A 26,160-nucleotide genomic window follows, 5' to 3' on the forward strand; every position below is an offset into this window, starting at 1 on the left:
ACCCTCGCCGGCTGCGGCGAAGGTCGAGGTCCGCACCGTGATGACCTTCTTGGCGTCCTTGGACTTCACGGTCTGGATGGCGTTGCCGGCATAGATCGGGCGCTCATAGGTGTCGGGGGCGACCACCTTGATGATTTCCGAGACCTGCATGACGTCGAGCAGGGCGGCGACGCGCGGCATCACGTTCTTGAAGCGCGAGGTCGCGGGCGCGACGATCGCATCATAGCCGGAGGCCAGCGAAACGATCAGCGCGGCCAGCGGCTCGGCGAGATCGTGCGCATAGAGCTCGCCATCGGCGAGCAGCACCTTCTTGACACCGGCAAGCTTGGCAGCGGCATCCGCCGCGGCCTTGGCGTTCTGGCCGGCAACGAGGACCTCGACGTCCGCGCCGAGCGCGGCAGCCGCGGTCAGGGCCTTGTTGGTCGCATCCTTGAGCGACGCATTGTCGTGTTCGGCAATCAGCAGCGTCGTCATCAGAGCACCCCGGCTTCGTTCTTGAGTTTCGACACCAGCTCGGCGACGTCCTTGACCTTGACGCCCGCCTTGCGGCCGGCCGGCTCCGTCGTCTTGACGACCTCGAGACGCGGAGCGACGTCGACGCCGTAATCGGCCACGGTCTTGTCCGCGATCGGCTTCTTCTTGGCCTTCATGATATTCGGCAGCGAGGCATAGCGCGGCTCGTTGAGACGCAGATCGGTGGTGACGATCGTCGGTCCCTTCAGCTTCACGGTCTGGAGACCGCCGTCGACTTCGCGGGTGACCTTGAAGTCAGAACCTTCGACCTCGAGCTTCGAGGCGAAGGTCGCCTGCGACCAGCCGAGCAGCGCAGCCAGCATCTGGCCGGTCTGGTTGCTGTCGTCGTCGATCGCCTGCTTGCCGAGAATGATCAGGCCCGGCTGCTCTTCTTCGGCAACCTTCTTCAGGATCTTGGCGACCGCGAGCGGCTCGACGGTGCCCTCGGCCTTCACCAGGATGCCGCGATCGGCGCCCATGGCAAGACCCGTGCGGATCGTCTCCGACGCCTGCGCAGGTCCAATCGAAACCACCACGACTTCGGTCGCCTTGCCGGCTTCCTTCAGGCGCAGCGCTTCTTCGACCGCGATTTCGTCGAACGGGTTCATCGACATCTTGACGTTGGCGAGTTCAACGCCCGATCCATCGCCCTTGACGCGGACCTTGACGTTGTAATCGACCACCCGCTTTACCGGCACTAAGACCTTCATCGATCCTCTTTCACTCAATTTAGGAGGGGGGTTATCAACTGGCGCGGAACCTAAAGGCCCGATCTGCCCCGGTCAACGCGCGAACGGGCCTAATTTTAGCCCTCTGAAATGCGAGAGCTCGATGGGTCAGCGGTTCTGGCCCGGAACCCAGAGCACGTCGCCGGCGCCATTCCCGTTGGCGGCTCGGCTGGCCACGAACAGGAAGTCCGACAGGCGGTTCATATATTGGATGCCAGCTGCACTGACCTGCTCCCCGGGTCGGGCCGCCAGTTCCACGATCACCCGTTCCGCCCTGCGGCATATCGTGCGCGCCACATGGAGATGAGCAGCAGCCGGCGTGCCGCCGGGAAGCACGAAGGAGGTCAGCGGCGCGAGCTTGTCGTTGAGCGCATCGATGTCGCGCTCGAGCCGTTCGACCTGGCTCGCCACCACCCGCAGGCGCTCGGCTTTGCCGTCACGTTCCGGAACCGCAAGGTCGGCGCCGAGATCGAACAGATCGTTCTGGATGCGGCCCAGCATCGCGTGGAGCTCGGGCGCATCCTGGGTATGGAGCCGCACCACGCCGATCGCAGCATTGGTTTCGTCGACCGTGCCATAGGCCTCGATACGCAGATCGTATTTTGGGCGGCGCTCGCCCGAGCCGAGGGCCGTCGTGCCGTCGTCACCGGTCTTCGTGTAGATGCGATTCAGTACGACCATAGAGGCCTCTTAATTTTGGGCATGATCTCGTCGGAAAACCGCTTCACACTTTGCGCTAACGCGGCCCTTCGGGTCCGGATCATGCCTTACCGCCCCATCGCCCAGACCGCGAGCATTGCGATGACGATCGCCACGAACTGAAGCAGCACGCGCCAGCGCATCAGCTTCTGCGAGGTATTGGGCGAGCCGCCGCGCATCATGTTGATGAGCCCGAGCAGCAGCACCAACGCCACGGCGCCGGCTGCCGCCGGCAGGATGAAAGTCGTCAGGAGAGATGCCATTGGGGGGTGATAACACCGTGCGCGCCGGTCCGCCATGGTGCCGCGGCAGCCTCCGGCGTCCTTCCGGGCGATGCGAAGCGTCGAGCCAGGAATCCGTCGGGCCACCCCTACTGCGGCGAAATGGATTCTCAGATGCGCAATTGCGCATCATAGCTCGCGCTGCGCGCGCCCCGGAATGACAGCGAGGCGCTTCGCGAACTGGCTTTTGGGGCAAGAATATCAGATGGTAGCGCGATGATTTCCGATTTGCGCCCATTGCCTATTCTCCTGATCTCTCCCTACGTGCAGGGAGAGCGAGCAGCGGTGTAGGTGCCACGTGAAAGCCATCCGCTACATTTACTGCGTCTTGGAGGATGCGTTCTACACGTTCCTGGCCGACGACGGCTGGGCGATCGCGAGCCACATCGCCCTGTCGACGCTGATGGCGTTGTTCCCGTTCCTGATCGTGCTGACCTCACTCGCGGGCTTCTTCGGCTCCAAGGAACTCGCCGACCAGGCCGCCAGCCTAATGCTGCAGATCTGGCCGAAGCAGGTCGCCGATTCGATCTCGGGCGAGGTGCATGACGTGCTGACCACGACCCGCACCGGCATTCTGACGATCGGCGCGGCGCTGTCGGTCTATTTCGCCTCCAACGGCGTCGAGGCCCTCCGGGTCGCACTCAATCGCGCCTATGCGGTGGTGGAGATGCGGCGCTGGTACTGGCTGCGTCTGGAATCGATTGTCTACACGCTGATTGCGGCCTTCACCGCGCTCGCCATGGCGTTCCTGATCGTGCTCGGTCCGCTCTTGATCGAGGCGGCGCGGCGCCACATCCCGCTGTTCGTCGAGTCCAACGAAAGCATCCTCACCTGGCTGCGCTACGGCATCACGATCGGTGCGCTGGTGGTGGCGCTGATCATCCTGCACGTCTGGCTGCCGGCGGGACGGCGCGGCTTCCTCCAGATCCTGCCCGGCATCGTCTTCACCATCGTGGCGTCGCTGATCTCCGGCATCGTGTTCGGGCAATATCTGGCGCGCTTCGCCAACAATTACGTGACGATGTATGCGGGGCTCGCCTCGGTGATCATCGCGCTGGTGTTCCTGTATTTCATCGCCGCGATCTTCGTTTACGGCGGCGAGCTCAATGCCGCGATCATCAAGTCACGGCTTCCTCACGGCGTGTCGCTTCAAGCAGCGCAGTCGCTAAAGCCCGCGGAGACACAGGCTTGACCAGGAAGGCGTCGGCGCCGGCCTCGCGCGAGGCCGCCTCGTCCTCGCCGCGACCGGACACCCCGATGATCGGGATCCGAGCCAGCGGCGCCTGCATGGTGCGGATCCGCCTGATGGCCTCGACGCCGTCGATGCCGGGCAGCACCATATCCATCAGCACCGCATCGAACGCGCCTTGCGCCAGCCGGCCGACGGCATCCTCGCCGCGCCCGATGAACTCGGCATGATGGCCGAGCTCGGTCAAAATCGTGTTGAGCACGACGCGGCCGAACGGATTGTCCTCGACGCTGAGGACGCGCAGCGCCGCGACCGCATCCGCCTCGGTCTCGCCCTTCGCCTTGCGGGATTTGCTGGGGCCCGCCGCATCGAGCGACACCGTCAGCGTAAAGGTGGCGCCGCCGCCGCGGCGCGGTGCGACGGTGATGTCGCCGCCCATCGCGCGCGCCAATTGCTTGACCGAGGACAGCCCTAAGCCGGCGCCGCCGAAGCGCGAGGCAATGGTGACATTGGCCTGGGTGAACGGGCGGAACAGCCGCTTGATCTCGGCCATGGTCAGACCGATGCCGCTGTCGGACACCGCGAAGGCGACGCCGACCCTGCCCTTCTCTTTTGACTTGCCCTTTGCCTTGCCCTTGGCAGGACGCCAGGGCGCGACCTCGAGCGCCACGCCGCCCTGGTCGGTGAACTTCACGGCATTGTCGATCAGGTTCTCGAGCGCGGCGCGCAGGCGGACGGGATCGCCGACCACGAGGCCGGGGAGCTTGTCGGAGATCTCGACCTGGGCCTGGAGACCCTTGGCCGCGGCACGCCCGGCCAGTGAATCGCCGGCGCTGCGGGCGAGCGTGCGGAGATCGAACAGGTCCTGCCGCAGCGTACTTCCGGCCTTGCTGGCGCCCTTGCCGGTTCTGGCGGCATCCACGAACAGCGTGGCAAGGCTCGCCAGATGCTCGGCACCGGCCTTGATGGTGTCGGCCCAGCGCCGTTCCCGCTCGCCGAGATCGGAGGTCGCCAGCAGGTCGCTGATCGCCAGGATGCCGGTCAGGGGGGTGCGGACCTCATGGGCAAAGGCGGCGAGCGCCGCCTGGACGACATCCGGCGCGACCGTCTTGGTGCTACGCTTGCGCAACCCGCCGGTCGTCCCGGACCGCTTCCGAGGCGGTCGCCTGGACGTCCGCGTGGTGCGCGCTGGGCGCTTTTTCGCCGCCATAAATCCCCTTCGAAGTGTCCCCTTCGAACCCCGGGCTGTCGGCCAAGCATGGCACGGCGGAACCCCCGGAGTCACGGCGGCGTTTCGCTAACCCCCAGAGAAACTTAACCTAATCCCACCAGCCGACGGATGCCGGCAGGCGTGATGCCGGCCGCACGCAAGGCGTGAAGACCGGTCGAGCCGCTCGATTTCGACAGCTTCCGCCCCTCGCTGTCGCAAATCAGCCGGTGATGACGGTAGGCGGGTTCGGGCAGGCTGAGCAGGACCTGGAGCAGGCGGTGGACGGCGGTGGCGTGAAACAAGTCCTGGCCGCGCACGATCTCGCTGACGCCCTGAAGCGCATCGTCGACGACGACGGACAGGTGGTAGCTGGTCGGTGTCTCCTTGCGCGCCAGGATAACGTCACCCCAGGCCTCGGGCCGCGCCGGGACGGTGCCGTGCTCGCCATCGGGCCCCTCGCCCAGCTCATTCCAGGTCAGGCCGCCGACGCGCCGACAGGCGACCGCCATGTCGAGCCGCAGCGCGTAGGGCGCGCCGCTGTCGATTAGGCGCGCCCGCGCGTCAGCAGGCAGCGATTTGGACTCGCCGGGATAAAGCGGCGCGCCGTCGGGATCACGCGGCCACGGGCCATCCGCCTCGCGCGCGGAAACGAGCTTTGCGATCTCGGCGCGGCTTTCGAAGGCGGGATAGACGAGCCCAAGCGCCGACAGCTTGTCCAGCGCGGCACGATAGTCGGCGAGATGCTCCGACTGTCGCCGCACCGGTGTCTCCCAATCAATTCCGAGCCAGGCCAGATCCTCGTAGACCGCCGCCTCGAATTCCGGCCGGCAGCGCGTCGTGTCGATGTCCTCGATCCGCAGCAACAACCGCGCACCGGTCTTAAGCGCCCGATCGAAGTTGAGCAGCGCGGAATACGCGTGGCCGAGATGGAGATGGCCGTTCGGGCTGGGGGCAAATCGGAAAACGGGTGGCATCAGACAAGCCGGAACGGAAGAACGGCACCGCTCTCCCGCTCGAGGCGCTCCACCACGCCGCGGTAAAACTGTTCTGTCCGATGGATCATCTCTTCCGATGCACTTGGTCCACTACCCTCGAAGAGACCGCGCGCAAGCTCGAACTCCGTATCGAGGAAGTTGGCCACGATCCGCGGCAGAGGTGCGGAGCCGAGTTCGTGCGTGATCGATTTCCGGGCCATGAGCTCGACGACCTCCGATTTCAGTTCGCTCGGCGGGTCGCACTCCTCCATGAGGGTGGGAAAATGCATCGGCGCGACGGCTTCGGCTGGACGCATGCGCAGCCATCGCAAAGCGGCGGCGGGCCGAAGTGCATAGAAGATCTTTTTTTGCGCGACATTCGTCCCGTCGCCGAAATAGACGCGCCGCTGACGCTCGCCGAGATGAAGATAGTGGCGACACACGGCCTCCCGGCTCGCGGCCTCTCTGGCAAACGCCAGAAACTCGTCGCGAAACCACCCCTGCCCCCTGTAAACGACGGGCGAGCACAGCCACTCCACGATCACCGCATTACCCTTCAGCAGGAGTTGCAGCGCCTTGCGTAAATCCCATCCATTGGCATCGAGATCCCCCTCGAACGGGAGCTCTATCACGTCGCGACTTACCCAAGGCGTAATGTGATCGACCGCGCGACGCACATACACAAAACGGCAGTCATAGTCGCTGTCTGGAGAGGCGAAACCCCAGGCCCGGCTGCCGCTTTCGATGGCCAGCGGCAGGAAGACGCGATGTTCGTCGATGACGCGATCCAGCATGGCATCGATCAGGGCGACTTTCTCGCCGTCCATCTCCACAGGAATACTTCTCAAAGTCATCGAACGCTTCCGGGATTCCGATAGTATGGTCTTAATCTTATCGTCCCAAGCCGTCCACAGGACGCCAAATCCGCATCGCGGCGAGCCGATGACGTCATGACCATCCATCTCGAATCCCAGTCCGATCTCGAAGAGGCCGTCCACGCGCTGATCAAGCGTGACCCGCGCCTCAAACCCGTGTTCGAGATCGCGGGCATGCCGGCGCTGCGGCGGCGCGAGCCGGGTTTTGCGGGCCTTGCCCACATCGTCTGCGGCCAGCAACTCTCGACCGCGAGCGCGGCGGCAATCTGGGGACGGTTGTCGGCCGCCTTCGATCCGTTCGACCACGACGCGGTGCGCCGGGCCCGCACTGACCGGCTCGGGCGGCTCGGCCTGTCGGCTGCCAAGATCAAGACGCTGAAGCATCTCGCCCGCGAGATCGGCGCGCAGCGACTGAACCTCGACGTGCTCGCCGAGGAGGATGCCGACGCCGCGCATCACACGCTGATCGCGCTGCCCGGCATCGGCCCCTGGACCGCGGACGTCTACCTCCTGTTCTGCCTCGGCCATGGCGATGCCTGGCCCGCCGGCGATCTCGCCGTGCAGGAGGCCATCAAGGTCGGCCTCGGCCTTCAGGCGCGGCCGACGGAGAAGCAGATGGCGCCGCTCGCCGAGCCCTGGCGTCCGCTGCGCGGCGCGGCGGCGCATCTGTGGTGGAGCTATTATCGCGCGGTGAAGAAGCGCGAGGGCGTGCTCGCCGGCTCGGGCTAAAGCGCGACGCGATTAGGATGAAACGTCATCGCGCTTTTCGGAAAACCGCTGCGCACTTTCCCGGATCATGCTTTAGCCCCGCAGCCTCGCGCGGTCGGCCCGGGCGCATTCGGCGACGAAATCCACGACAGCACGCACCGCCGGAAGCTCGACGAGGTCGGGATGGGCCAGCAGCCACAGGTCCGCCACGCTGGCGAGCTTTTGCGGGGCGACGCGTACGAGGTCGGGATAGCTTTCTGCGACGAAGCAGGAGAGCGCCGAGATGCCAATCCCGGCGCGGACCGCCGCCAGCATGTCCCCCTGGGAAGAGCAGCGCATCACCACCCTGGCCTGCCGGGTGACGACGTCGCTCCAGCGCGCAAGCTGTGCATTCGACGCCTGGTCGGCGAAGCCGACGACGCTATGCTCCTTCCACTCGCCGCGCCGTTCAGGCAAGGACCGCCCCGCGGCATAATCGCGCGAGGCGTAGAATCCGGTCCCAAGGCGGCCGATCTTGCGACCGACCAGGTTTTCCTCGCCGCTGTCGAAAGGCCGCAGCACCACGTCCGCCTCACGCCGACGCACGCTCGCCGGAAACGGGTGGGTGATGATCTCGAGCTGGACATGGTCATGCGCACGCAGGAAGGCGGGCAGGCGCGGCATCAGCCAATGCGAGGCCAGCGTCGCGCCGATCGAAAGCTTGACGATGCCGCGCGCCTTATGTCCCCCGGCCGCGACCGCGGTCTCGGCCCGCAGCGCCGCCGCCGCCATGGCCTCGGCGTGCTCGCGCAATGTCCGTCCATCCGCGGTCAGTGCCAGGCCGTCGGCGGCGCGCGCCAGCAACCTGGTGCCGAGCTGGGCTTCCAGCGCCGCGATCTTGCGACTGACGGTCGGATGGCTGGTGTGCAGCCGGCGGGCGGCCGCGGTGAAGCTTCCGGTATCGGCGACCGCGACGAAGGTCTTGCAGAGATCCCAGTCCAATCGGCTCCCCCCGTTCATATCTGAAAGGCTATCCGTTCATTATTGAACGACCGGAGGGCGCCGTCCAACCTTATAGTGGGTTCAAATCCGCGACACGGGCGGCAATCGCCCGCGCGACAATCAACACGGAAACGCCTCGTCATCCGCCCGCCGGCGGGGCCGCGTTTTCAGGGAGGACATGATGGCGCTGCCCGCTCTCTTGAAGGATTCGCTCGCGCTGCCGGTGGTGGGCTCGCCGCTCTTCATCGTCTCCGGACCGGAGCTGGTGATCGCCCAGTGCAAGGCGGGCGTCGTCGGCTCGTTTCCGGCGCTCAACGCCCGTCCGGTCGAGAAGCTGGACGCGTGGTTGAGCCGCATCGAGGACGAGCTCGGGCAATACAAATCGCTCAATCCGGGCAAAAAGGTCGCGCCCTACGCGGTCAACCAGATCTGCCACGCCTCCAACGACCGCCTGATGAAGGACATGGAGACCTGCGTGAAACATCGCGTCCCCATCATCATCACCTCGCTGCGGCCGCCGGCGGAGATCGTCGAGGCCGCGCATTCCTATGGCGGGCTGGTGTTCCACGACGTCATCAACGTCAAGCATGCGCGGAAAGCGGCCGAGCACGGCGTCGACGGCCTGATCCTGGTCTGCGCGGGCGCCGGCGGGCATGCCGGAACGCTCTCGCCCTTCGCGCTGGTGCGCGAGGTCAAGCAATGGTTCAAGGGCACGATCCTGCTGTCGGGCGCGATCAGCGACGGCTTCGGCATCGCCTCCGCGCTGACGCTTGGCGCCGACCTAGCTTATATGGGCACGCGTTTCATCGCGACCAGGGAAGCCAACGCCGACGAAGCCTACAAGTCCGCGCTGACGCAGCATGCCGCGCACGACATCGTCTACACCAACCTCTTTACCGGCGTGCACGGCAACTATCTCGGCCCCTCCATCGCCGCCGCGGGGTTAGATCCGGACAATCTGCCGATGGCCGACAAGACGAAGATGAATTTCGGCTCAGGCGGCAACACGAAATCAAAGGCGTGGCGCGACATCTGGGGTTCGGGCCAGGGCATCGGCCAGATCACCGATGCGCCTGCCGTCGCCGACCTGGTCGACCGGATGAAGGCGGAGTTCGATCAGGCCCGGCAGGATTTCCTGCTCCGCGCCAGCGCCTGACGTCTCGGACTACAAGAAAAAAACGGGAGGACACCATGAAGCTCGCAGCCGCATTGATCGGCATGTCGTTGCTGACGCTCGGCGCCGGCAGCGCCCGCGCCGAAGGCAGCGCCGAGATCCGCATCGGGCAGACCCTGCCCTATAGCGGCCCGGCCTCCGGCTTCGGCGCGATCGGGCGGACGCAGGAAGCGTTCTTCGACAAGATCAATGCCGATGGCGGCATCAACGGCCGCAAGGTCAAGTTCATCACGCTGGACGACGCCTATTCGCCGCCGAAGACGGTCGAGCAGACCCGCAAGCTGGTCGAGCAGGACGAGGTGCTGATGATGTTCGGCTCGCTCGGCACCGCTACCAACAGCGCGGTGCAGCGTTATCTCAACGCCAAGAAGGTGCCGCAGCTGTTCGTGCTCTCGGGCGCCACCAAATGGGCCGAGCCGCAGAAGAATCCGTGGACGATGCCGGGGATGGCGGCCTACGAATCCGAGGGCGTGGTCTATGCCAAATACATCTTGCAGACCAAGCCCGACGCCAGGATCGCGATCCTGGCACAGAACGACGATTTCGGTCGCGACTATGTCGCAGGCTTCAAGCGCGCGCTCGGGGCCAAGGCGGCCGGCATGATCATCGCCGAACAGACCTACGAGACCAGCGCGCCGACGATCAGCTCGCAGCTCTCGACCCTGAAGGCCTCGGGCGCCAACGTGCTGTTCGGCGTCGTACTCGGAAAATTCACCTCGCAGATGGTCAAGGGCGTGGCCGAGATCGGCTGGAAGCCCGAACTGTTCTTCGTGCCGACCTCGGCTTCGTCGATTTCGTTCCTGGAGCCGGCCGGGCTCGACAACGCGGTCGGCCTGATCTCGTCGAGCAACCAGAAGGACACGATGGACCCGCAATGGGCCGACGATCCCGGCGTGAAGGAGTATTTTGCCTTCATGAAGCAATACCTGCCAAACGCCGACCTTTCCAACTCCAACTACGCGGCCGGCTACCACTATGCGACGCTGCTGATGACGGTGCTGAGGGCGTGCAAGGAAGACGTCAGCCGCGACAACATCATGCGCCAGGCGGCCTCGCTGAAGGAGGTGAAGCTGCCGCTGCTGCTGCCGGGAATCTCGGTTACGACCGGTGCCGACGATTATCTGCCGTTCCAGCAGCTTCAGCTCCGCCGCTTCAACGGCAAGAGCTGGGTCGGCTTCGGCGACGTGCTGGACGATCGCTAGGCTCGTGCGGGACAAGGACACGCCATGATCATCAGCGGCGAGCGCCGGATCAGCTATGACGAGATCCAGTCACGCATCAGGCGGGCGGCAAGCGGGTTTCGCGCCCTGGGCCTTGCCGAGGCCGCGCCGGTTGCGATGATGCTGCGCAACGACTTCGCCCTGTTCGAGGTGGTTGCGGCCTCCGCCGCCCTCGGCAGCCCGGTGGTGCCGATCAACTGGCATCTCAAGGCCGAGGAGGTCCGCTACATCCTGACCGACAGCGGCGCGAAGATCCTGGTCTGCCACGCCGACCTGCTGCCGCAGATTCGTGACGGCGTGGCGCCGGATGTCCGCCTTCTCGAGGTCGCGACGCCGCCCGAGCTGGCGGCGACCTTCGCCATTGCCCCGGAGCTGACCGCGGTCCCGCCCGGACTGACCGATTGGGAGCGCTGGCGCGACGGCCATACCGAAACCCAGGAACCGCCGCGCCGGGCCGCGGCAATGATCTACACCTCGGGCACGACCGGGATGCCGAAGGGCGTGCGGCGCATGCCGATGCAGCCCGAGCAGGCGGCCGCTTCCGAACGTGTCGGCGCGATCGCCTATGGCATCAAGCCGCGGGACAACCAAATCGTGCTGATCAACGGGCCGATGTATCACTCGGCGCCGCATTCCTACGGCATGATGGCGTTCCGCAACGGCTGCACCATCGTCCTCCAGCCGCGGTTCGATGCGGAGGAGCTGCTGGCACTGATCGAGCGTCACCGCGTGACGCACATCCACATGGTTCCGACGATGTTCGTGCGGCTGCTGCGGCTCCCCGAGACGGTCAGGCGGCGCTACGACCTGTCGTCGCTGCGCTTCGTCGTGCACGGGGCTGCGCCCTGCCCGCCCGAGGTGAAGAAGGCGATGATCGATTGGTGGGGGCCGGTCATCAACGAGTATTTCGGCTCGACCGAGACCGGGATCCCGGTGTGGCACTCTGCCGAGGAGGCGCTGAAGAAGCCCGGCACCGTCGGCCGCGCCATCGAAGGCGGCATCGTCAGTATCTTCCGCGACGACGGCAGCGCGTGCAACGCCAACGAGGTCGGCGAAATCTACATGCGCCAGACGGCGGTGCCCGATTTCGATTATCACGGCAAGGCGCAGGCGCGCGCCGAGGCGGGGCGCGACGGCCTCGTCAGCGTCGGCGACGTCGGCTATCTCGACGAGGACGGCTATCTGTTTCTGTGCGACCGCAAGCGCGACATGGTGATATCAGGCGGCGTCAACATCTATCCCGCCGAGATCGAGAACGCGCTGATCGGCATGCCCGGAGTGCGCGATTGCGCCGTGTTCGGCATTCCCGACCCGGAATATGGCGAGCGGCTATGTGCCTGCATCGAGCCCGACACCGGCGACCAGCTCTCCGCCGCCGCAGTGCAGGCTTTTCTGCGCGAGCGGCTGGCGAACTTCAAGGTGCCGAAGGAGATCCGGTTCCTGGATGCGCTGCCCCGGGAGGCGACCGGAAAGATCTTCAAACGCAAGCTGCGCGATCCCTATTGGACCGGCCGGGGTCCGGGCGGCGCTTAAACCTTCTCCGGCCGGCGTCCGTGCGAGCGGAATACCAGGCCATATTCCACCCGAGCAGGGCTGCATGTCTGCCTCGCTCGGGTCCGCAGCTTTTGGCGGGCGAGGAAACCGTATAGCGTCCGATCTCAGAGGAAACGCCGCGAAAGACGGCCAAGAGGTCGCGCATGCTCGACAAGACCAAGGATCTATCCGCCTGCGCCCAGGCCTGGCTCGATGAATTCGAGCGCGCGCTGGGCAGGCCCGATCCCGCCACGCTGGACCGCCTCCTCCTCGCCGACAGCTTCTGGCGCGACGTGCTGGCGCTGAGCTGGAACCTGCAAACGATCGCCGGCCGCGAGATGATTGCGCAAGCGCTGGCCGCGCTCGCGCCCGAGGCGGCACCGACCAGCTTCAGAATCGCGCCGAACCGCGCGCCGCCGCGCTGGGTGACGCGTGCCGGCACCAACACCATCGAAGCGATCTTCACGTTCGAAACCGCGACCGGCCGTGGCAGCGGCATCCTGCGGCTCATTCCCGACAAGACCGACGGCGACCGCCTGAAGGCCTGGACGCTGCTCACCGCGCTCGACGAGCTCAAGGGATTCGAGGAGCAGCTCGGCACGTCGCGACCGCGCGGCCAGGCCTATTCCCGCGATTTCCGCGGGCCGAACTGGCTGGATTTGCGCAGCGCCTCGCGCGACTATGCCGATCGCGATCCGGCCGTGCTGGTGGTCGGCGGCGGCCAAGCCGGGCTCGCGATAGCAGCCCGGCTGAAGCAGTTGAAGGTCGACGCGCTGATCGTCGATCGCGAGATGCGGATCGGCGACAATTGGCGCAAGCGCTATCATGCGCTCACCCTGCACAACCAGGTGCAGGTCAATCACCTCCCCTACATGCCGTTTCCGCCGAACTGGCCGGTCTATATCCCCAAGGACAAGCTCGCCAACTGGTTCGAGGCTTACGTCGATGCGATGGAGCTGAACTTCTGGGCCGGCACCGAGTTCGAAAGCGGCGCCTATGATGAGGTCGAGGGCCACTGGACCGTCACGCTGCGCCGTGCCGACGGCAGCAGGCGCACCATGCATCCGCGCCACGTGATCATGGCGACCGGCGTCAGCGGCATCGCCAATGTTCCGGCCATTCCGACGCTCGACAATTTCAAGGGAACGCTGCTGCATTCCAGCCGCTATGAGGACGGCGAGACCTGGACAGGCAAGCGCGCGATCGTCATCGGCACCGGCAACAGCGGCCACGACATCGCGCAGGATCTGTATTCCAGCGGCGCCGAGGTGACGCTGGTGCAGCGCGCAGCCACGCTGGTCACCAATATCGAGCCGTCGGCGCAGCTCGCTTATGCGACCTACAACGAAGGCACGCTCGAGGACAACGACCTGATCGCGGCCTCGATGCCGACGCCGCTGGCGAAGAAGACGCATGTGATGCTGACGGAGCAGTCGAAGCAGCTCGACAAGGAGCTGCTCGACGGCCTCTCGCGCGTCGGCTTCAAGCTCGACTTCGGCGAGGCCGGCACCGGCTGGCAGTTCAAATACCTCACCCGCGGCGGCGGCTATTATTTCAACGTCGGCTGCTCCAACCTGATCGTCGAGGGCGCGATCAAGCTCAGGCAGTTTGCCGACATCGAGGGCTTTGTACCCGAGGGGGCGCGGATGAAGGACGGCACGCTGCTTCCCGCCGATCTCATCGTGCTCTCCACCGGCTACAAGCCGCAGGAATATCTGGTGCGAAAGCTGTTTGGCGAGGCCATCGCCGACCGCGTCGGCCCGATCTGGGGCTTTGGCGACGGTCTTGAGCTGCGCAACATGTATGCGCGCACCAGGCAGCCGGGGCTCTGGTTCATCGCCGGCAGCCTCGCGCAGTGCCGGATCAACTCGAAATACCTCGCGCTCCAGATCAAAGCGATCGAGGAAGGGATTTTGGGACGGGCATAACGACAATCGTCATTCCGGGGCGCGCGTCAACGCGAACTATGATGCGCAATTGAGCATCTGAGAATCCATCTATCCGCGGAATATGCAGCACAATGGAGTCCGGGGCTCACGCTTCGCGTGCCCCGGAATGACAGGAGGACAGATTCATGCCAGCCATTCTCGGCAGCGGCGAGCACCGCTACCGCGTCGTCGACAATTTCGCGAAACTGCCCGAAGGCTGGCAGCTCACCGACGTCGCCGCGGTCGCGGTCGACAGCAAGGATCGTGTCTACGTCTTCAACCGCGGTGCCCACCCGATGGTGGTGCTCGACCGCGAGGGCAATTTCCTGCGCAGCTGGGGCGAAGGGCTGTTCTCGCGCGCGCACGGCCTTCACATCGACGCCGACGACAATCTCTACTGCACCGATGACGGCGACCACACCGTGCGCAAATGCACCACGGACGGCAAGGTGCTGCTGACGATCGGCATCCCCGAGAAGCCGGCGCCGTTCATGAGCGGCGAGCCCTTCCACCGCTGCACCCACACCGCGCTGTCGCCGAAGGGCGAGATCTACGTCTCCGACGGCTATGGCAATGCGCGCGTGCACAAATTCACGCCGGACGGCAAGCTGCTCAAGAGCTGGGGCGAGCCCGGCACCGATCCCGGCCAGTTCAACATCGTGCACAATATTGCCACCGATGCAGATGGCTGGGTCTATGTCGCCGACCGCGAGAACCACCGCGTCCAGGTGTTCAATGGCGAGGGCAAATACGAGACGCAGTGGAACAATTTGCATCGGCCCTGCGCGCTGTGCCGTTGCGGCGGGGCCAGGAGCCCGACCTTCGTGATCGGCGAGCTCGGCCCGGGCCTTGCCATCAACCGCAAGGTGCCCAATCTCGGGCCGCGGCTGTCGATCGTGGACGCCAAGGGCAAGCGCATCGCGCGCCTCGGCGGCGAGGAAGGGCCGGGTGCTGCGAGCGGAAAGTTCCTGGCGCCCCACGGCATCGCGCTGGATTCCAGGGGCGACATCTATGTCGGCGAGGTCGGCGTCACCAACTGGGACACCAGCTTTCCCGATGAGGAGATGCCGGCCGCAGTGCGCGCGACCCGGTGCTTGCAGAAGCTGGAGCGGGTACGGGAGTAGCTGCCGCGGCAGACCACGACGCGCTGGTCACGGCAGTTCCGCACCAGCCGCGTACCTCCCCAAATCGCGGCTTTTTGAGCACCTTCGCCACCCCGGCGCCGCATTGCTTGCACTTGAATAAGTCGCTCAGCGGGCTTCACAATCCCGTCACGCTGCATGTAGTATGTCAGTACATGCTGCTTCGCAGCGTATATTGGAGGCCGGGAGCGTTACTTGAACGCACATGTCTCGCAAGGCAGTTGGCCGGTGTTGGTGCTGAATGCGGACTTCCGGCCGCTGAGTTACTACCCGCTGTCTCTTTGGTCGTGGCAGGACGCGATCAAGGCAGTGTTCCTCGATCGCGTCAACATCGTCGCACATTACGATCAGGCGGTTCATAGCCCCACGCTGCAAATGCAGCTGCCGAGCGTCGTCTCGCTCAAATCCTTCGTCAAGCCGACCACCCATCCGGCCTTCACCCGGTTCAACGTCTTCCTGCGCGACCGTTTCGCCTGCCAATATTGCGGCTCGCCCGAAGACCTGACCTTCGATCACATCATCCCGCGCAGCAAGGGCGGCCAGACCACCTGGGAGAACGTGGTCGCGGCATGCTCGCCGTGTAACCTGCGCAAGGGCAATCTCACGCCGGTGCAGGCAAAAATGTTTCCGCGCCAGCATGCCTTCGCCCCGACCGTGCACCAGCTCCACCGCAACGGCCGCCTGTTCCCGCCGAACTATCTGCATGATAGTTGGCTGGACTATCTGTACTGGGATACGGAGCTGGATCCGTAGGGTGTGGTCTCACCCCCCGATCGCGTTCCGTGCCACCACGTCGCGATAGAACGCCGCGCTCAGCTTCGGCACCCTTGCCTGGGTCTCGAAATCGACCCGGTACAGGCCGAAGCGCTTGCCGTAGCCGAAGATCCATTCGAAATTGTCCATCAGGCTCCAGAGGAAGTAGCCGCGGATCGGCACGCCCTCGGCGGTCGCGCGCTGCATCTGGGACAGGTAATTGCGCAGGAACATGATGCGGTCGAGGTCGTAGACCTGGCCGTCGGCAGAGATCTTGTCCTCGGACGAGGTGCCGTTCTCGCTGATGTAGATATTCTCGATGTTCCAGATCTTTGCCGCAAGGCGCGGCGCCCAGTAGATCACTTCCGGGCCGACCCGCAGCCAATCCGAATTCATGTGCGGGAACGAGGTGGGGAACGGCAGCACGTGGAAGCCGGGCGCGCGGTCGGAAGCCGTGACGTAATATTGCGGCGCGTAGATGTTGAGGCCGACGAAATCGTTCGGCGCGCCGATGATCTTCAATTCCTCGGCGGTGAATTTCGGCGCGTCCGCGCCGGCATAGGCCAAAAAGCCCTCGGTGTATTTGCCCTCCAGCACCACGCCGAGGAAGCCGGCGTTGAGCTCGCGCGTCGCGATCTCGGCGGCGCGGATGTTTTCCGGCGTCGGAATCGCCGGCACACAGGCGGCGATGTTCTCGGCCGGGCCGACGCGGGTGCCGGCGCGGCCCGCGGCGCGGATCGCCTGCACGGCAAGCCCGTGCGCCAAGGCGACGTGATGGCGCGCCTGGTTGAGCTGCGCGGTCGGCAGCTTGAGACCGGGCGCATCGATGCCCCAGCCATAGCCGAAATTCACGAAACGCCCGACCTCGTTCACGGTGAAGACGTTCTTCACGCGATCGGTCAGGCGAGCGGCGACATGCGCAGCGTAGTCAGCAAAAGCCTTCGACGTGTCGCTCGACGACCAGCCCCCGACGCGGTCCTGGAGTGCCTGCGGCAAGTCCCAATGGTAGAGCGTCGCGTAAGGCTCGATGCCGTTCGCGAGCAGTTCGTCGACGAGGCGGTCGTAGAAGTCGAGGCCCTCAGGATTGGGCTGGCCAAAACCTTCCGGAAACACGCGCGGCCATGCGATCGAGAAACGGTAGGCCTTGACGCCGAGCGCCTTGATCAGCGCGACGTCCTCCTTGTAGCGGTGATAGTGCTCGTTGGCGCGGTCGCCGGTCGAGCCGTCCTCGATCTTGCCGGGCGTGTGGCTGAAAATATCCCAGATCGACTTGCCGCGACCGTCCTCATCGACCGCGCCTTCGATCTGGTAGGACGAGGTCGCCGTGCCCCACAGAAAATCCTTCGGGAGCGGCGCCGGCAGGTGGCGGTCGGTCGAAGCGGACTTTTCATTCTCCGCGGCCCCGGCACCTGCTGCTACGCCCAGCGCGGCGAGGCCCGTGAGCTTGGCAAAACGGCGCCGCGAGACATCGGCTGACATCGTTATCTCCGTGCCAGCTCCAGATCGATCTGATAGACGGAAATCCGGTCGATCTCGAATGCGACGCTCGCTGGCGATTCGGCATCGACCTGACTGACGCCCGGAAAAAACTTCGACCCGATCGCGAGATTGACGATCATGTACATGGGATCGTCGAAGCCGATCGGCACCTTGATGTCGGAGACCGGCCTGCGGTCGATGAAATAGACCAGTCGATCCTCCTGCCACAACACACCGTAATTGTGGAATACGCTCGAGGCGTCGCCGACCGCGAAATCGAAGCCGCAGGACTGGATCTTCTGGGTCGAAGGGATCCGCCAATGGGTCGTCATCACCAGATCTCCCGGCCGTTCGCCGCGGCCTTCCAGCACATCGACCTCCGGCGGCCAGCCGCCGTCGTCCGCCAGCATCCAGAACGCCGGCCACACTGCGTGGCCGACCGGCACCTTGGCGCGAATTTCGAAATAGCCGTGCTTCTGGGCGAACGTGCCCTGGGTCGTCAGGATGCCCGAGATGTACTCGTTGTTGAACAGCAGCTGTTTCAATTCCGGCGGCGTTCGGCTGGCGATGATCGACAGCACGCCGTCCTTCACCCTGAACGGATCGAGCCCGAGCGGCGCGGCCGCGCGGCCGGCATAGCGCGGATCGACGTAGATCTGCTGCTCGCCATTGGCGCTGGTCTTGCGCTTGAAGTCGGAGCCGTCGCCGCCCCAATAGCGTGCCTCCGGCCAGGCCGCGCCGCCGGCATAATGCGGGATCCAGCGTCCGTTCGACAGCGGATGCTCGTCAAAATCCTCGCTGAAGGTCCGGCGCAGCGGCAGGAACACCAGCGAGGCTAAACTGACCGTGTCCAGCCGGCGACACACGATGGTGGAGGGATCGGTCGTCACCTGCAGAGCCATGCTCGCCGGCGCGCGATCGAGCTCATCCTGCGCGATACAAGGCGCAGGCAGCACGCCGAGGCCGATCGCAACCAGAGTGCCCCTCGTCCAACGGCCGATCATCACCGCACTCGAAGATGCCACGACATGCGCGGAGGTTAGCTCATCCGTCTTCGCGCGGGCAACCGCGGCATCCGACGCCGGCGGGCGATTTGAAAACCATTCCTCTCGCCTCCGCTCCGGGGCCAGCGGGCACTGGGAACCCGAGGCGCCCACGCCCGTTCAGAGTCAACGCCATGCGCTCGCATGCACGTTCCATCGAGCGCGTTTGTCCGCTGCAAGATGAAACAAGGGAAGACCCATGGCCGCAACCGAGAGTGATCATGTCTACAAGATCCTGGACCTCGTCGGATCGTCCGAAACCTCGATCGAGGACGCGATCAAGAACGCGATCAGCCGCGCGTCCAAGACCATCCGCGAGATGAAATGGTTCGAGGTGGTGCAGACGCGCGGCCACATCGAGAACGGCGCCGTGCGGCACTATCAGGTGACGCTGCGCGTCGGCTTCACCCTGGAGGGATGAGGCGGCAGGCGGAATTGTCGCACTGCGGTAGCGTGGCTCCGCCGATCTGCCCCAACGATGTCGGCAATCCTTCCGGTTGATTACGGACCCCGCACAATCATTGCAGATTTTGCAAGAGGCCGTTAAGACGAAAGTGAGAGGTTTGCCCCGATTTGGAGCAAGCCTGATGGTCACGAGCCGCGAATTCGGCAAGACGCGCCTTCCGCTCTGGGCGGCGGGCTTCGTTGGGCTGATCTGCGTGACGATCCTGGGCCTCAGCGCCTGGCGCGAATGGGAAGCTCGCAATGTCGACCTCAGGAACGCCGAGATCGACGTCACCAACCTCGCACATTCACTGATCCAGCACGCGGATGATACGTTCGAGCTGGTCGATACGCTCCTGGTAGGACTGGTCCACCGGCTCGAACTCGACGGGACTGGCCCCGACACGATCACGAAGCTCCAGGCCTATCTGCCGACGCGCAAATCATCGGACCGCATCCGCGGCATCTTCGTCTATGACGCGACGGGCCGGTGGCTTGCCACGACCGAGCGCCTCGACTTTTCCAAGCTCAACAACAGCGACCGGGAATATTTCCAGCGCCACCGCGACTCCACGGAGACGGGCACGCTGATCGGACCGCCCATCAAGAGCCGCTCCGGGGGCCAGTGGATCATCACGGCGTCCCGGCGGATCAATGATCCCGACGGCGGCTTCGCCGGCGTTGCCCTGCTCACGATCGACGTCAGCTATTTCGTCAAATTCTACGAGCGGTTCGACCTAGGGCCGAACGGCTCGGCATCGCTGCTCAACAATGGCGGCATCATGCTGGCACGCAGCCGAGATGAGAGCGACGCCTTCATCGGACGCGACCTGTCCAATGCGCCCTTGTTCAAAGGCTGGAAAAGCCGCCCCGCCGAAGCGGTCTATTATTTCAAGTCGCCGCTCGATGGCGTGCAGCGCCTGAGCTACTACCAGCGCAGCAGCCGCTATCCCCTGATGGTGCTGGCGAGTAAGTCCCAAGATGACGTGCTGGCTCCCTGGCGACGCGCCGCCGCCACACGCATAACTTTCGTCGTCGGCCTCGTCCTGCTGATCGCGGTGATCGGCTCCTACCTGGTCCGTCAGCTCTGGCAGCGACAGCGCATGGCGCAGGCCCTGGTCGCCAAGGAGGCAAATTTCCGCCTGCTGGCCGAGCAATCCAGCGACATGGTAACCCGGATCGGGCTGGATAACCGGCTGCTCTATGTCTCTCCGTCATGCGTGCGCATCACCGGCTGGACCGCCGAGGAACTGCTGAACACGTCGGCCCTGGCCGGCATTCACGCCGACGACATGGAACGGGTCGCTCAGGCCATCACGGCACTGAAGAACGGCGAGGCCGAGGAAGCGCGGTTCGTCTATCGCCAGCGTCATCGCGAAAAAGGGGAGATCTGGGCGGAGGCGGCGCTGCACGTGACGGTGGCATCGGACAGCGGCGCGATCGACGGCGTCGTCGCGGTCGTGCGCGACATGACCGAGCAGAAGGATCTCCAGGACAAGCTCGCTTCGCTTGCGAGGACCGACGGCCTCACCGGCCTTGCCAACCGGCGCGCATTCGACGAACGCCTTGCCGACGAATGGGCGCGCGCCCGGCGCGACGGCACGCAGCTTTCGCTCCTGCTGATCGACGTCGATCATTTCAAGAAGTTCAACGACCATTACGGACATCTTGCGGGCGACGGGTGCCTGCGCGCGCTGGGCCGGATCCTGTCCACCCAGGCCAGGCGTCCCGCCGACCTCGCGGCGCGCTACGGCGGCGAGGAATTCGCCGTGTTGTTGCCGAACACAGGTCCGGATGGCTGCGTGGAGGTCGCGGAAGCGGTTCGCCAGGCGCTGCACGATCTTGCCATGCTGCATGCGCAGAATCCGCCCTCCCGGTTGGTCACGGTAAGCGTCGGCGCGGCAACCGGACTTCCGTCCCTGACCTCCACGGACTTCAGCACGCTGGTCGCTGCGGCCGACCGCGCGCTCTATGCCGCGAAGGACAGCGGCCGCGATCGGCTGGTGATGTCCGGACAGGTCGTGCCCTGGCCCGCGAAGACCGCGTGACGGGATCCAACGCTCACCAGCCGTAGCGAACGCTGCCCTTGCCGGCGTAGCTGCGGGTGACGCTGGAGAACTCGCCTTCGAACGTGGCCGCCGCCGACCAGCCGTTCAGCCATTTCATCTCGACCGAAGCCGTCGTGAGCGCGGCGTCGCGGGCCTGCGCTGCGCCGTTGACGACGAAGCTTGCGACCGGCAACGCCTGAAAGGTTGCGGCGGCCGCACGATCGGGATTGAAATCATGCGCCCAGGCGACAGGGCCGCGCAGCGCCAACACGCCGGCCGGCGTGGCGAACGACTTGTCGGTACGCAGGCCGAGCTCGCTGCGGCTGTCGGTCACGCTCTTCGCGGCGTAGTTCAAGGCGAATGCCGATGAGCCGGAGACGACGTGTTCGGCATAGGCTGGCAGGTCGAGCGTCGTGAACTGCATCGCCCCATAAGGCGTGAGGCCGATCCCGCCGATCCATGACCCGACCAGGCGGTAGCCGCCTTCGACACGACCGGAATACGCATTGGCGTCGAATGCGGCGCGCAGGCGGTCTGCGCCGGCGACCGTCACGGTGCGATCGGTGGTGATGTTCTGCCAGCCATAGGCCGGCGCGGCGGAGACGTAGGCCGCGCCGTTGGCGTGGTAAAGATAGGCGCCGGCCTGGAACAGGTCGGAGCGATCGGAGCCGAGACCGTTCACGCCGAAGCTGGTGCCACCGCCGGCAAGCGCGAAGCCGAGCTTCGTGTTCGGCGCGAGCCAATAGTCCGCGCCGACCGCCGTGCCGGCGATGCGGCTCGTGGTGTCATTCGAGCCGTCCGCAGCATTGCCGTCGGTCGATTGCGATCCGCCGAAGCCGGCGACCCACACGCTCCAGCGCTGCGCAAATCCCTGCGCCGGCGCCTTGGCGAACATGGCGAACGCGTCGGCGCGCTTGCGTGCGGCATAGGCGCTGGCCTGAACGTCTTCGGCAAGTCCAGCCGCACCGTTCGCGGGATCCGGCCCACCCTCGCGCTGCGCGAAGGGATCGGTGAGCAGGCCCATGAACTGGCTCATGGCGTTGAACGTGGTCTGCTGCGCTGCCGTGCCTTGTTCGCCCGAGGCTTGCGTCAAGCCGGCCGCCGTCATGCGGCCATAGATCAGCGGAATACCGCCGTTGACATCGAAGGAATTGACCAATGCGTTCGCTACCGCCTGCTGATTGCCGTTCAGGCCGGAATTCGGCGGCGGCACGAAGGCGAGCGACAGGTTGAGATAGGCATTGTTTGCGTCGTAGCTGAGATCGGTCTTGAAGTTCGCCGGGAGATTGCTGCTGGCAACGGTCGAGGCAAAGCTGCCGGAGAGGCCGCCGCCCGCGCTGAGGATGGTGTATTTCTTCTCGATATAGCTGCCGGCCGCAAACACCGCGCTCACACTAGCGCCGCCCAGCGTCGCGCTGCCCGTGACGTTCGCATGGGACGCCGTCGACGGATTGACCTGGACCTGATAGATCGCGCCCGATTGCAGGGCGAGATCGCCGACGATGCTCGTGACGCTGCCGGGCGTGCCGTTGCCGGGCGCGAACGTGCCGCCGCCGGCAATCGCCACCAACAGCGGATCGATCGTGCCCGATCCCATCAGCACGCCACCGGCATTCACGGTGACCGAAGAGGTGCCGGTGATCGTTCCTTCGACGTCGAGCACACCGCCATTCACGGCCGTGGCTCCGGTGTAGCCGTTGTTGCCGAGCAACATGGTGAAGCCGGCCGTCGTCGTCAGGCTCGCGGTCCCGCCGATGCCGTTGAGGACACCTCCGATGGAGGTAATGGGCGCGTTCAGATTGCCGTTGCGGATCGTGCCGCCGTTAAGGCCGACCGCGCCCTGGGTCTGCGTCGTGCCGCCCAGATCGAGCGTGGCACCGCTGTTGACCGCGGTCGTCCCGCCGACGTCGCCCAGCGTGCCGGCGCCGCTCAAGGCCAGCGTGCCGCCATTGACGAAGGTCCCGCCGCTGTAGGTGTTGGCGCCGGTCAGCGTCAGCGTGCCCAGCCCCGTCTTGGTCAGGGATCCCGTGTTGATGATCTGCCCTGACAACGTCGCATTGACGCCGTTGGTGTCGATCGTGCCGCCGCCGGCCAGCAGCGAGATCGTCCGCGCGGTGCTGAAAGCACTGGTAAATCGCAGCGCGCCGCCGTTGAAATTGACATATTGCCCGAAGGCCAGCGCCGTGAGCGCGGCATCGCTGCCCGCCGCGACGGCCCCGCCCGCCGCAACGATGACGTTCGGCCCGATGAAGGCGGTCCCGGCATTGCCGTTGTCAACGATCGGCATGGTGACGAAGGACAGGATCGTGTTGGTGGCCGTATCCATCACGTAAAACCCGAAGCCAGTCGTGATGTAGGCCCGGCTGCCGTCGGGCGTCACGGTCACTCCGATGCCGTTGCTGGACGGGCCGCCGGACAGGGTCACGCTTGCCGTGATGGTGTTCGTCAGGGCATTGATCACCACGAGTTGGTTGGACTGCGTCGTCACATAGATCCGCGACCCGTCCGGGCTGGCCGCGACGCTCAGGGGCAGTCCGGAGACCGAAACCGTCGTCACCACCGATTGCGACGCTGCATCGATCACCGTGACGCTGCCATCGCTTTGATTGGTCACGTAGATCCGGCTTCCGTCCGGAGACGTTGTGATGCCGGAGGGGGAGCTTCCCGCCGCGACCGTGCCGATGACGGTTTTCGACGCGGCGTCGATGATCGAAATGTTCGCGGAGCCCTGGTTGGCGACATAGGCCCGGGTCCCGTCCGGCGAAACGACGACGCCGTAAGGGGCTGCCCCCACCGCGATGGGGGAGCCGACCACGACATTGGTCGCGGTGGAAATCACCGTGACCGAATGGGCCGAGGAGGAGGTCACGTAGAGGCTCGAGCCATCCGGGCTGAGCGCCAATCCCGCCGTCTGTCCGGCGACGGGTATGGTCGCGACGACCGTCCGGCCGACGACGTCGATGACCTCCACCGCGCCGGACATGGCAACGACATAGGCGAAGCGGCCATCGGCCGAAAACACCGCGCTGATATGTGCTCGTTCCGATCGGGGAGCCGATCGGAGCGTTGCTCAGCGTGCCGAACTCGATCACCTGCCCCGGCGTGCTGTTGAGTGCGGTCCAGATGCTGTAATTGTCGATCTGCGCCCTGCTGGCGGAGGTCGAGGCGAGATACGGCAGGACCAGGATGACAAGCATCCCGCAGCTTCTCATTGTCCGGCGACGACGGCAGCTGCGCGGACGTCGTTGCCGACGGCCAGCACCCAAAATTCCCATTGACCCCACGCGGCAACCCCATTCCGACGGCGCGGCCCCGCTTGGCGCGCTCGCATTCCAGAGACTGGAGAATCTCTAACAGGACGGCAGGACGGACGATGTGCCCGGCGTCTCAGCGGGACAAAATCCAACTGAATCTCTCGATGGTTGCAAATACACGAACGCACATTCTACCTCGGCCTCGCTTGCGCCCCGATTTCCGAATGGCTACATCCAGACCCGACATTGGCTTGCTTAGTTGCATGCGGTCTTTCCGCATCGCGAGGGGACGTGGACGGGACTGCCTTGAACGAAAGCACGGCGGCGGACAATCCCGGGCGCGGTCCGGAGGCGCTCGCGCACTTGCGGGCCATGACGGTCGACATTTGTGAGGTCATTCCGCGCACCGCGGAGGACGATTTCCATGTCACCACGGTGACGAGGATGACCCGCAACGCTTTGCTGATCGACACGCGTGCCACCGACCAGGACTATGACCGCACGCCCGCGCACGTCGCCCGTGGCATCATGGATCATTTTCAGATCACCCTCTGCGTCGAGGGCGAGATGCAGTTCAGCTCAGGCCGCCGCGAGGTTACGCTGCGGCCCGGCGACATCGTTCTCATCGACATGGCGCAACCGAACCGGACCGCGTTGCGCGCCGCGGGCGGCCGCACCCATCTGATGACGATCGTGCTGCAACGCGCGATGCTGGCGCCGCGGCTCGCCCATCCGGATGCGGCGACGGCAACCCTGCTGCCGTCGGACCACCCCCATGCACGCCTGCTCGCCAGCCATTATGGCGCGCTTGCCCTGTCGTCCGAGCCCGGGACGGATACCGGCACCGGCCATGCCGAAGCCACGGTCGAGGCGATCGCCGATCTCGTGGCCGCCGCCGCGGGCGGGACGGCCGAGATCGTCGCGGGCCTCGAGCGCGCCGAGCGACATCTTTATCTCACGATGATCAAGCGTCGCATCGCGAACAATCTCGAAACCGATGCGCTCACCAGCGAAGAGCTCTGCCGCCACTTCCAGATCTCGCGCGCGACACTCTACCGGCTGTTCGAGGCCGAGGGCGGGCTTGCGCATTATGTGCGGGAGCAGCGGCTCAATCTCGCGTTTCGGCGCTTGATATCGCCATCCGCGCAGGACGGCCGGCTGATCGAGCTCGCCGTCGACATGCGCTTCAGCAGCGATTCCACCTTCATTCGCGCATTCCGCCGCAAGTTCGGCCTGACGCCGGGCGAATTGAGGGAATTGGCCGATGCCTGGCTGCGCGAGACCGGAGCGGTGCCTGCCGTCGACACAGTGCTGCATCAACTGGCGCGGCGACGCGCATCGCAGCCCTAGCCAACACCCGATTTGTCGCCCGCGTTCCGGCGGGATATGACTCACGCCAGGGCCGGATGTTCGGCCAATGCGCGAGCGTCGCCGTGACTGATGCCATCAAGCTCGTCCTCTTCGACATGGACAATGTCCTCTGCGACTACGACAGGGCGACCCGCGTCGCCTATCTGGCGCAGCTTGCGGGGACCAGCAGCGAAGCCGTCCACAACGCGATCTGGGACAGCGGATTCGAGCTGCTCGGCGATTCCGGCGCGCTCGAGGCTGCCGACTATCTGCGAGGTTTTGGCGAACGCATCGGCTATCCGCTCTCACTCGACGAGTGGGTGGAGGCCCGGCGCCGTTCAATGCAGGCGGATCGCGCGATGCTGGACATTGCCAGCAGCTTGCGAAACACCGTCGATATCGCCGTCCTGACCAACAATACCACGCTGGTCGCCGACCACATCGACACGCTGCTGCCGGAATTGCGACCGCTGTTCGGCTCCCGGATCTACACCTCGGCGCAATTCAAGACGGCCAAGCCGGACCCGCACTGCTATCGCCTCTGCCTCTCCGAGCTCGGCGTGAGGCCGCAAACCGTCCTGTTCGTCGACGATCTCGCAGCCAACGTCGCCGGCGCGCGAGAGGCGGGCCTGGT

22 protein-coding genes and 1 pseudogene are annotated in these 26,160 nt (G+C 65.3%); 12 read left to right on the forward strand and 11 right to left on the reverse strand.

The window, feature by feature from the left end:
- The 4 genes and pseudogenes from IC66_RS0117835 to IC66_RS0117850 form a co-directional block, all read right to left on the reverse strand.
- Positions 1–474, reverse strand: a pseudogene (locus IC66_RS0117835) (electron transfer flavoprotein subunit alpha/FixB family protein); the annotation flags it as partial.
- Positions 474–1,223, reverse strand: coding sequence for an electron transfer flavoprotein subunit beta/FixA family protein (locus IC66_RS0117840; RefSeq protein ID WP_018316267.1), 750 nt, complete (start codon positions 1,221–1,223; stop codon positions 474–476). The gene IC66_RS0117840 and the pseudogene IC66_RS0117835, both read right to left, overlap by 1 nt.
- A gap of 126 nt (positions 1,224–1,349) precedes the next feature.
- A complete protein-coding gene (locus IC66_RS0117845; protein WP_028139922.1) occupies positions 1,350–1,922 on the reverse strand; it encodes a cob(I)yrinic acid a,c-diamide adenosyltransferase in 573 nt (190 codons plus the stop codon).
- Positions 1,923–2,008: 86 nt separating this feature from the next.
- Positions 2,009–2,203, reverse strand: a complete 195-nt coding sequence (locus IC66_RS0117850; RefSeq protein ID WP_028139921.1) for a twin transmembrane helix small protein — start codon at positions 2,201–2,203, stop codon at positions 2,009–2,011.
- A gap of 316 nt (positions 2,204–2,519) precedes the next feature.
- On the opposite strand from IC66_RS0117850, the gene IC66_RS0117855 reads away from it, so the two are divergent.
- Entirely contained in the window at positions 2,520–3,413 is an 894-nt protein-coding gene (locus IC66_RS0117855) for a YihY/virulence factor BrkB family protein (protein ID WP_028139920.1), read from the forward strand.
- Here the strand turns inward: IC66_RS0117855 and IC66_RS0117860 are convergent.
- From IC66_RS0117860 to IC66_RS0117870, 3 genes are all read right to left on the reverse strand, one after another.
- On the reverse strand, positions 3,340–4,620 hold the full coding sequence (locus IC66_RS0117860; RefSeq protein ID WP_028139919.1) for an ATP-binding protein: 1,281 nt from the start codon (positions 4,618–4,620) through the stop codon (positions 3,340–3,342). The two genes, IC66_RS0117855 and IC66_RS0117860, sit on opposite strands and share 74 nt — an antisense overlap.
- Positions 4,621–4,724: 104 nt before the next feature.
- Positions 4,725–5,594 carry a tRNA glutamyl-Q(34) synthetase GluQRS gene (gene gluQRS, locus IC66_RS0117865; protein WP_038948526.1) on the reverse strand — a complete coding sequence of 290 codons (870 nt, stop codon included), beginning with the start codon at positions 5,592–5,594 and terminating at the stop codon, positions 4,725–4,727.
- A complete protein-coding gene (locus IC66_RS0117870; protein WP_038948527.1) occupies positions 5,594–6,448 on the reverse strand; it encodes a nucleotidyltransferase domain-containing protein in 855 nt (284 codons plus the stop codon). The genes gluQRS and IC66_RS0117870 overlap by 1 nt, the downstream gene beginning before the upstream one ends.
- A gap of 96 nt (positions 6,449–6,544) precedes the next feature.
- On the opposite strand from IC66_RS0117870, the gene IC66_RS0117875 reads away from it, so the two are divergent.
- The gene (locus IC66_RS0117875; protein ID WP_028139917.1) at positions 6,545–7,198 is read left to right on the forward strand and encodes a DNA-3-methyladenine glycosylase family protein; all 654 of its coding nucleotides are present in this window, start codon (positions 6,545–6,547) and stop codon (positions 7,196–7,198) included.
- A gap of 72 nt (positions 7,199–7,270) precedes the next feature.
- Here the strand turns inward: IC66_RS0117875 and IC66_RS0117880 are convergent, their stop codons facing one another.
- Positions 7,271–8,158, reverse strand: a complete 888-nt coding sequence (locus IC66_RS0117880) for a LysR family transcriptional regulator (protein WP_028139916.1) — start codon at positions 8,156–8,158, stop codon at positions 7,271–7,273.
- 181 nt (positions 8,159–8,339) lie between these two features.
- On the opposite strand from IC66_RS0117880, the gene IC66_RS0117885 reads away from it, so the two are divergent.
- From IC66_RS0117885 to IC66_RS0117910, 6 genes are all read left to right on the forward strand, one after another.
- Entirely contained in the window at positions 8,340–9,314 is a 975-nt protein-coding gene (locus tag IC66_RS0117885; protein ID WP_028139915.1) for an NAD(P)H-dependent flavin oxidoreductase, read from the forward strand.
- 35 nt (positions 9,315–9,349) lie between these two features.
- On the forward strand, positions 9,350–10,534 hold the full coding sequence (locus IC66_RS0117890; RefSeq protein WP_028139914.1) for an ABC transporter substrate-binding protein: 1,185 nt from the start codon (positions 9,350–9,352) through the stop codon (positions 10,532–10,534).
- Positions 10,535–10,558: 24 nt separating this feature from the next.
- A complete protein-coding gene (locus IC66_RS0117895) occupies positions 10,559–12,085 on the forward strand; it encodes an acyl-CoA synthetase (RefSeq protein WP_038948529.1) in 1,527 nt (508 codons plus the stop codon).
- 164 nt (positions 12,086–12,249) lie between these two features.
- Positions 12,250–14,013, forward strand: a complete 1,764-nt coding sequence (locus IC66_RS0117900) for a flavin-containing monooxygenase (protein ID WP_038948530.1) — start codon at positions 12,250–12,252, stop codon at positions 14,011–14,013.
- 146 nt (positions 14,014–14,159) lie between these two features.
- Entirely contained in the window at positions 14,160–15,137 is a 978-nt protein-coding gene (locus IC66_RS0117905) for a peptidyl-alpha-hydroxyglycine alpha-amidating lyase family protein (protein WP_038948531.1), read from the forward strand.
- A gap of 213 nt (positions 15,138–15,350) precedes the next feature.
- The gene (locus IC66_RS0117910) at positions 15,351–15,908 is read left to right on the forward strand and encodes an HNH endonuclease (protein WP_018316280.1); all 558 of its coding nucleotides are present in this window, start codon (positions 15,351–15,353) and stop codon (positions 15,906–15,908) included.
- Between the two features lie 9 nt (positions 15,909–15,917).
- On the opposite strand, the gene IC66_RS0117915 is transcribed toward IC66_RS0117910, so the two are convergent.
- Together IC66_RS0117915 and IC66_RS0117920 are read right to left on the reverse strand one after the other, a co-directional pair.
- The gene (locus IC66_RS0117915) at positions 15,918–17,387 is read right to left on the reverse strand and encodes a GH1 family beta-glucosidase (protein WP_038948532.1); all 1,470 of its coding nucleotides are present in this window, start codon (positions 17,385–17,387) and stop codon (positions 15,918–15,920) included.
- A gap of 2 nt (positions 17,388–17,389) precedes the next feature.
- A complete protein-coding gene (locus IC66_RS0117920) occupies positions 17,390–18,391 on the reverse strand; it encodes a glycoside hydrolase family 16 protein (RefSeq protein WP_028139909.1) in 1,002 nt (333 codons plus the stop codon).
- Between the two features lie 238 nt (positions 18,392–18,629).
- On the opposite strand from IC66_RS0117920, the gene IC66_RS0117925 reads away from it, so the two are divergent.
- Together IC66_RS0117925 and IC66_RS0117930 are read left to right on the forward strand one after the other, a co-directional pair.
- On the forward strand, positions 18,630–18,851 hold the full coding sequence (locus IC66_RS0117925; RefSeq protein ID WP_018316283.1) for a dodecin: 222 nt from the start codon (positions 18,630–18,632) through the stop codon (positions 18,849–18,851).
- A 166-nt stretch (positions 18,852–19,017) separates the two neighbouring features.
- Positions 19,018–20,922: a sensor domain-containing diguanylate cyclase gene (locus IC66_RS0117930; RefSeq protein WP_028139908.1), complete on the forward strand. Its 1,905-nt coding sequence runs from the start codon at positions 19,018–19,020 to the stop codon at positions 20,920–20,922.
- 13 nt (positions 20,923–20,935) lie between these two features.
- Here the strand turns inward: IC66_RS0117930 and IC66_RS0117935 are convergent, their stop codons facing one another.
- Positions 20,936–23,944 (reverse strand): autotransporter domain-containing protein, encoded by a 3,009-nt coding sequence (locus IC66_RS0117935; protein WP_049806554.1) that lies wholly within the window; start codon positions 23,942–23,944, stop codon positions 20,936–20,938.
- Between the two features lie 538 nt (positions 23,945–24,482).
- Here IC66_RS0117935 and IC66_RS0117945 point away from each other — a divergent pair.
- Both IC66_RS0117945 and IC66_RS0117950 read left to right on the forward strand, forming a co-directional pair.
- Positions 24,483–25,526, forward strand: coding sequence for a helix-turn-helix domain-containing protein (locus IC66_RS0117945; protein ID WP_038948534.1), 1,044 nt, complete (start codon positions 24,483–24,485; stop codon positions 25,524–25,526).
- Between the two features lie 56 nt (positions 25,527–25,582).
- On the forward strand, positions 25,583–26,160 hold a 578-nt coding region (locus IC66_RS0117950; RefSeq protein ID WP_049806555.1), incomplete at its 3' end, for an HAD family hydrolase.

Origin of the sequence: Bradyrhizobium genomosp. III (genome assembly GCF_000261705.1) — a bacterium.
In the GTDB taxonomy this organism is placed as follows: Bacteria; Pseudomonadota; Alphaproteobacteria; order Rhizobiales; family Xanthobacteraceae; genus Bradyrhizobium; species Bradyrhizobium ottawaense.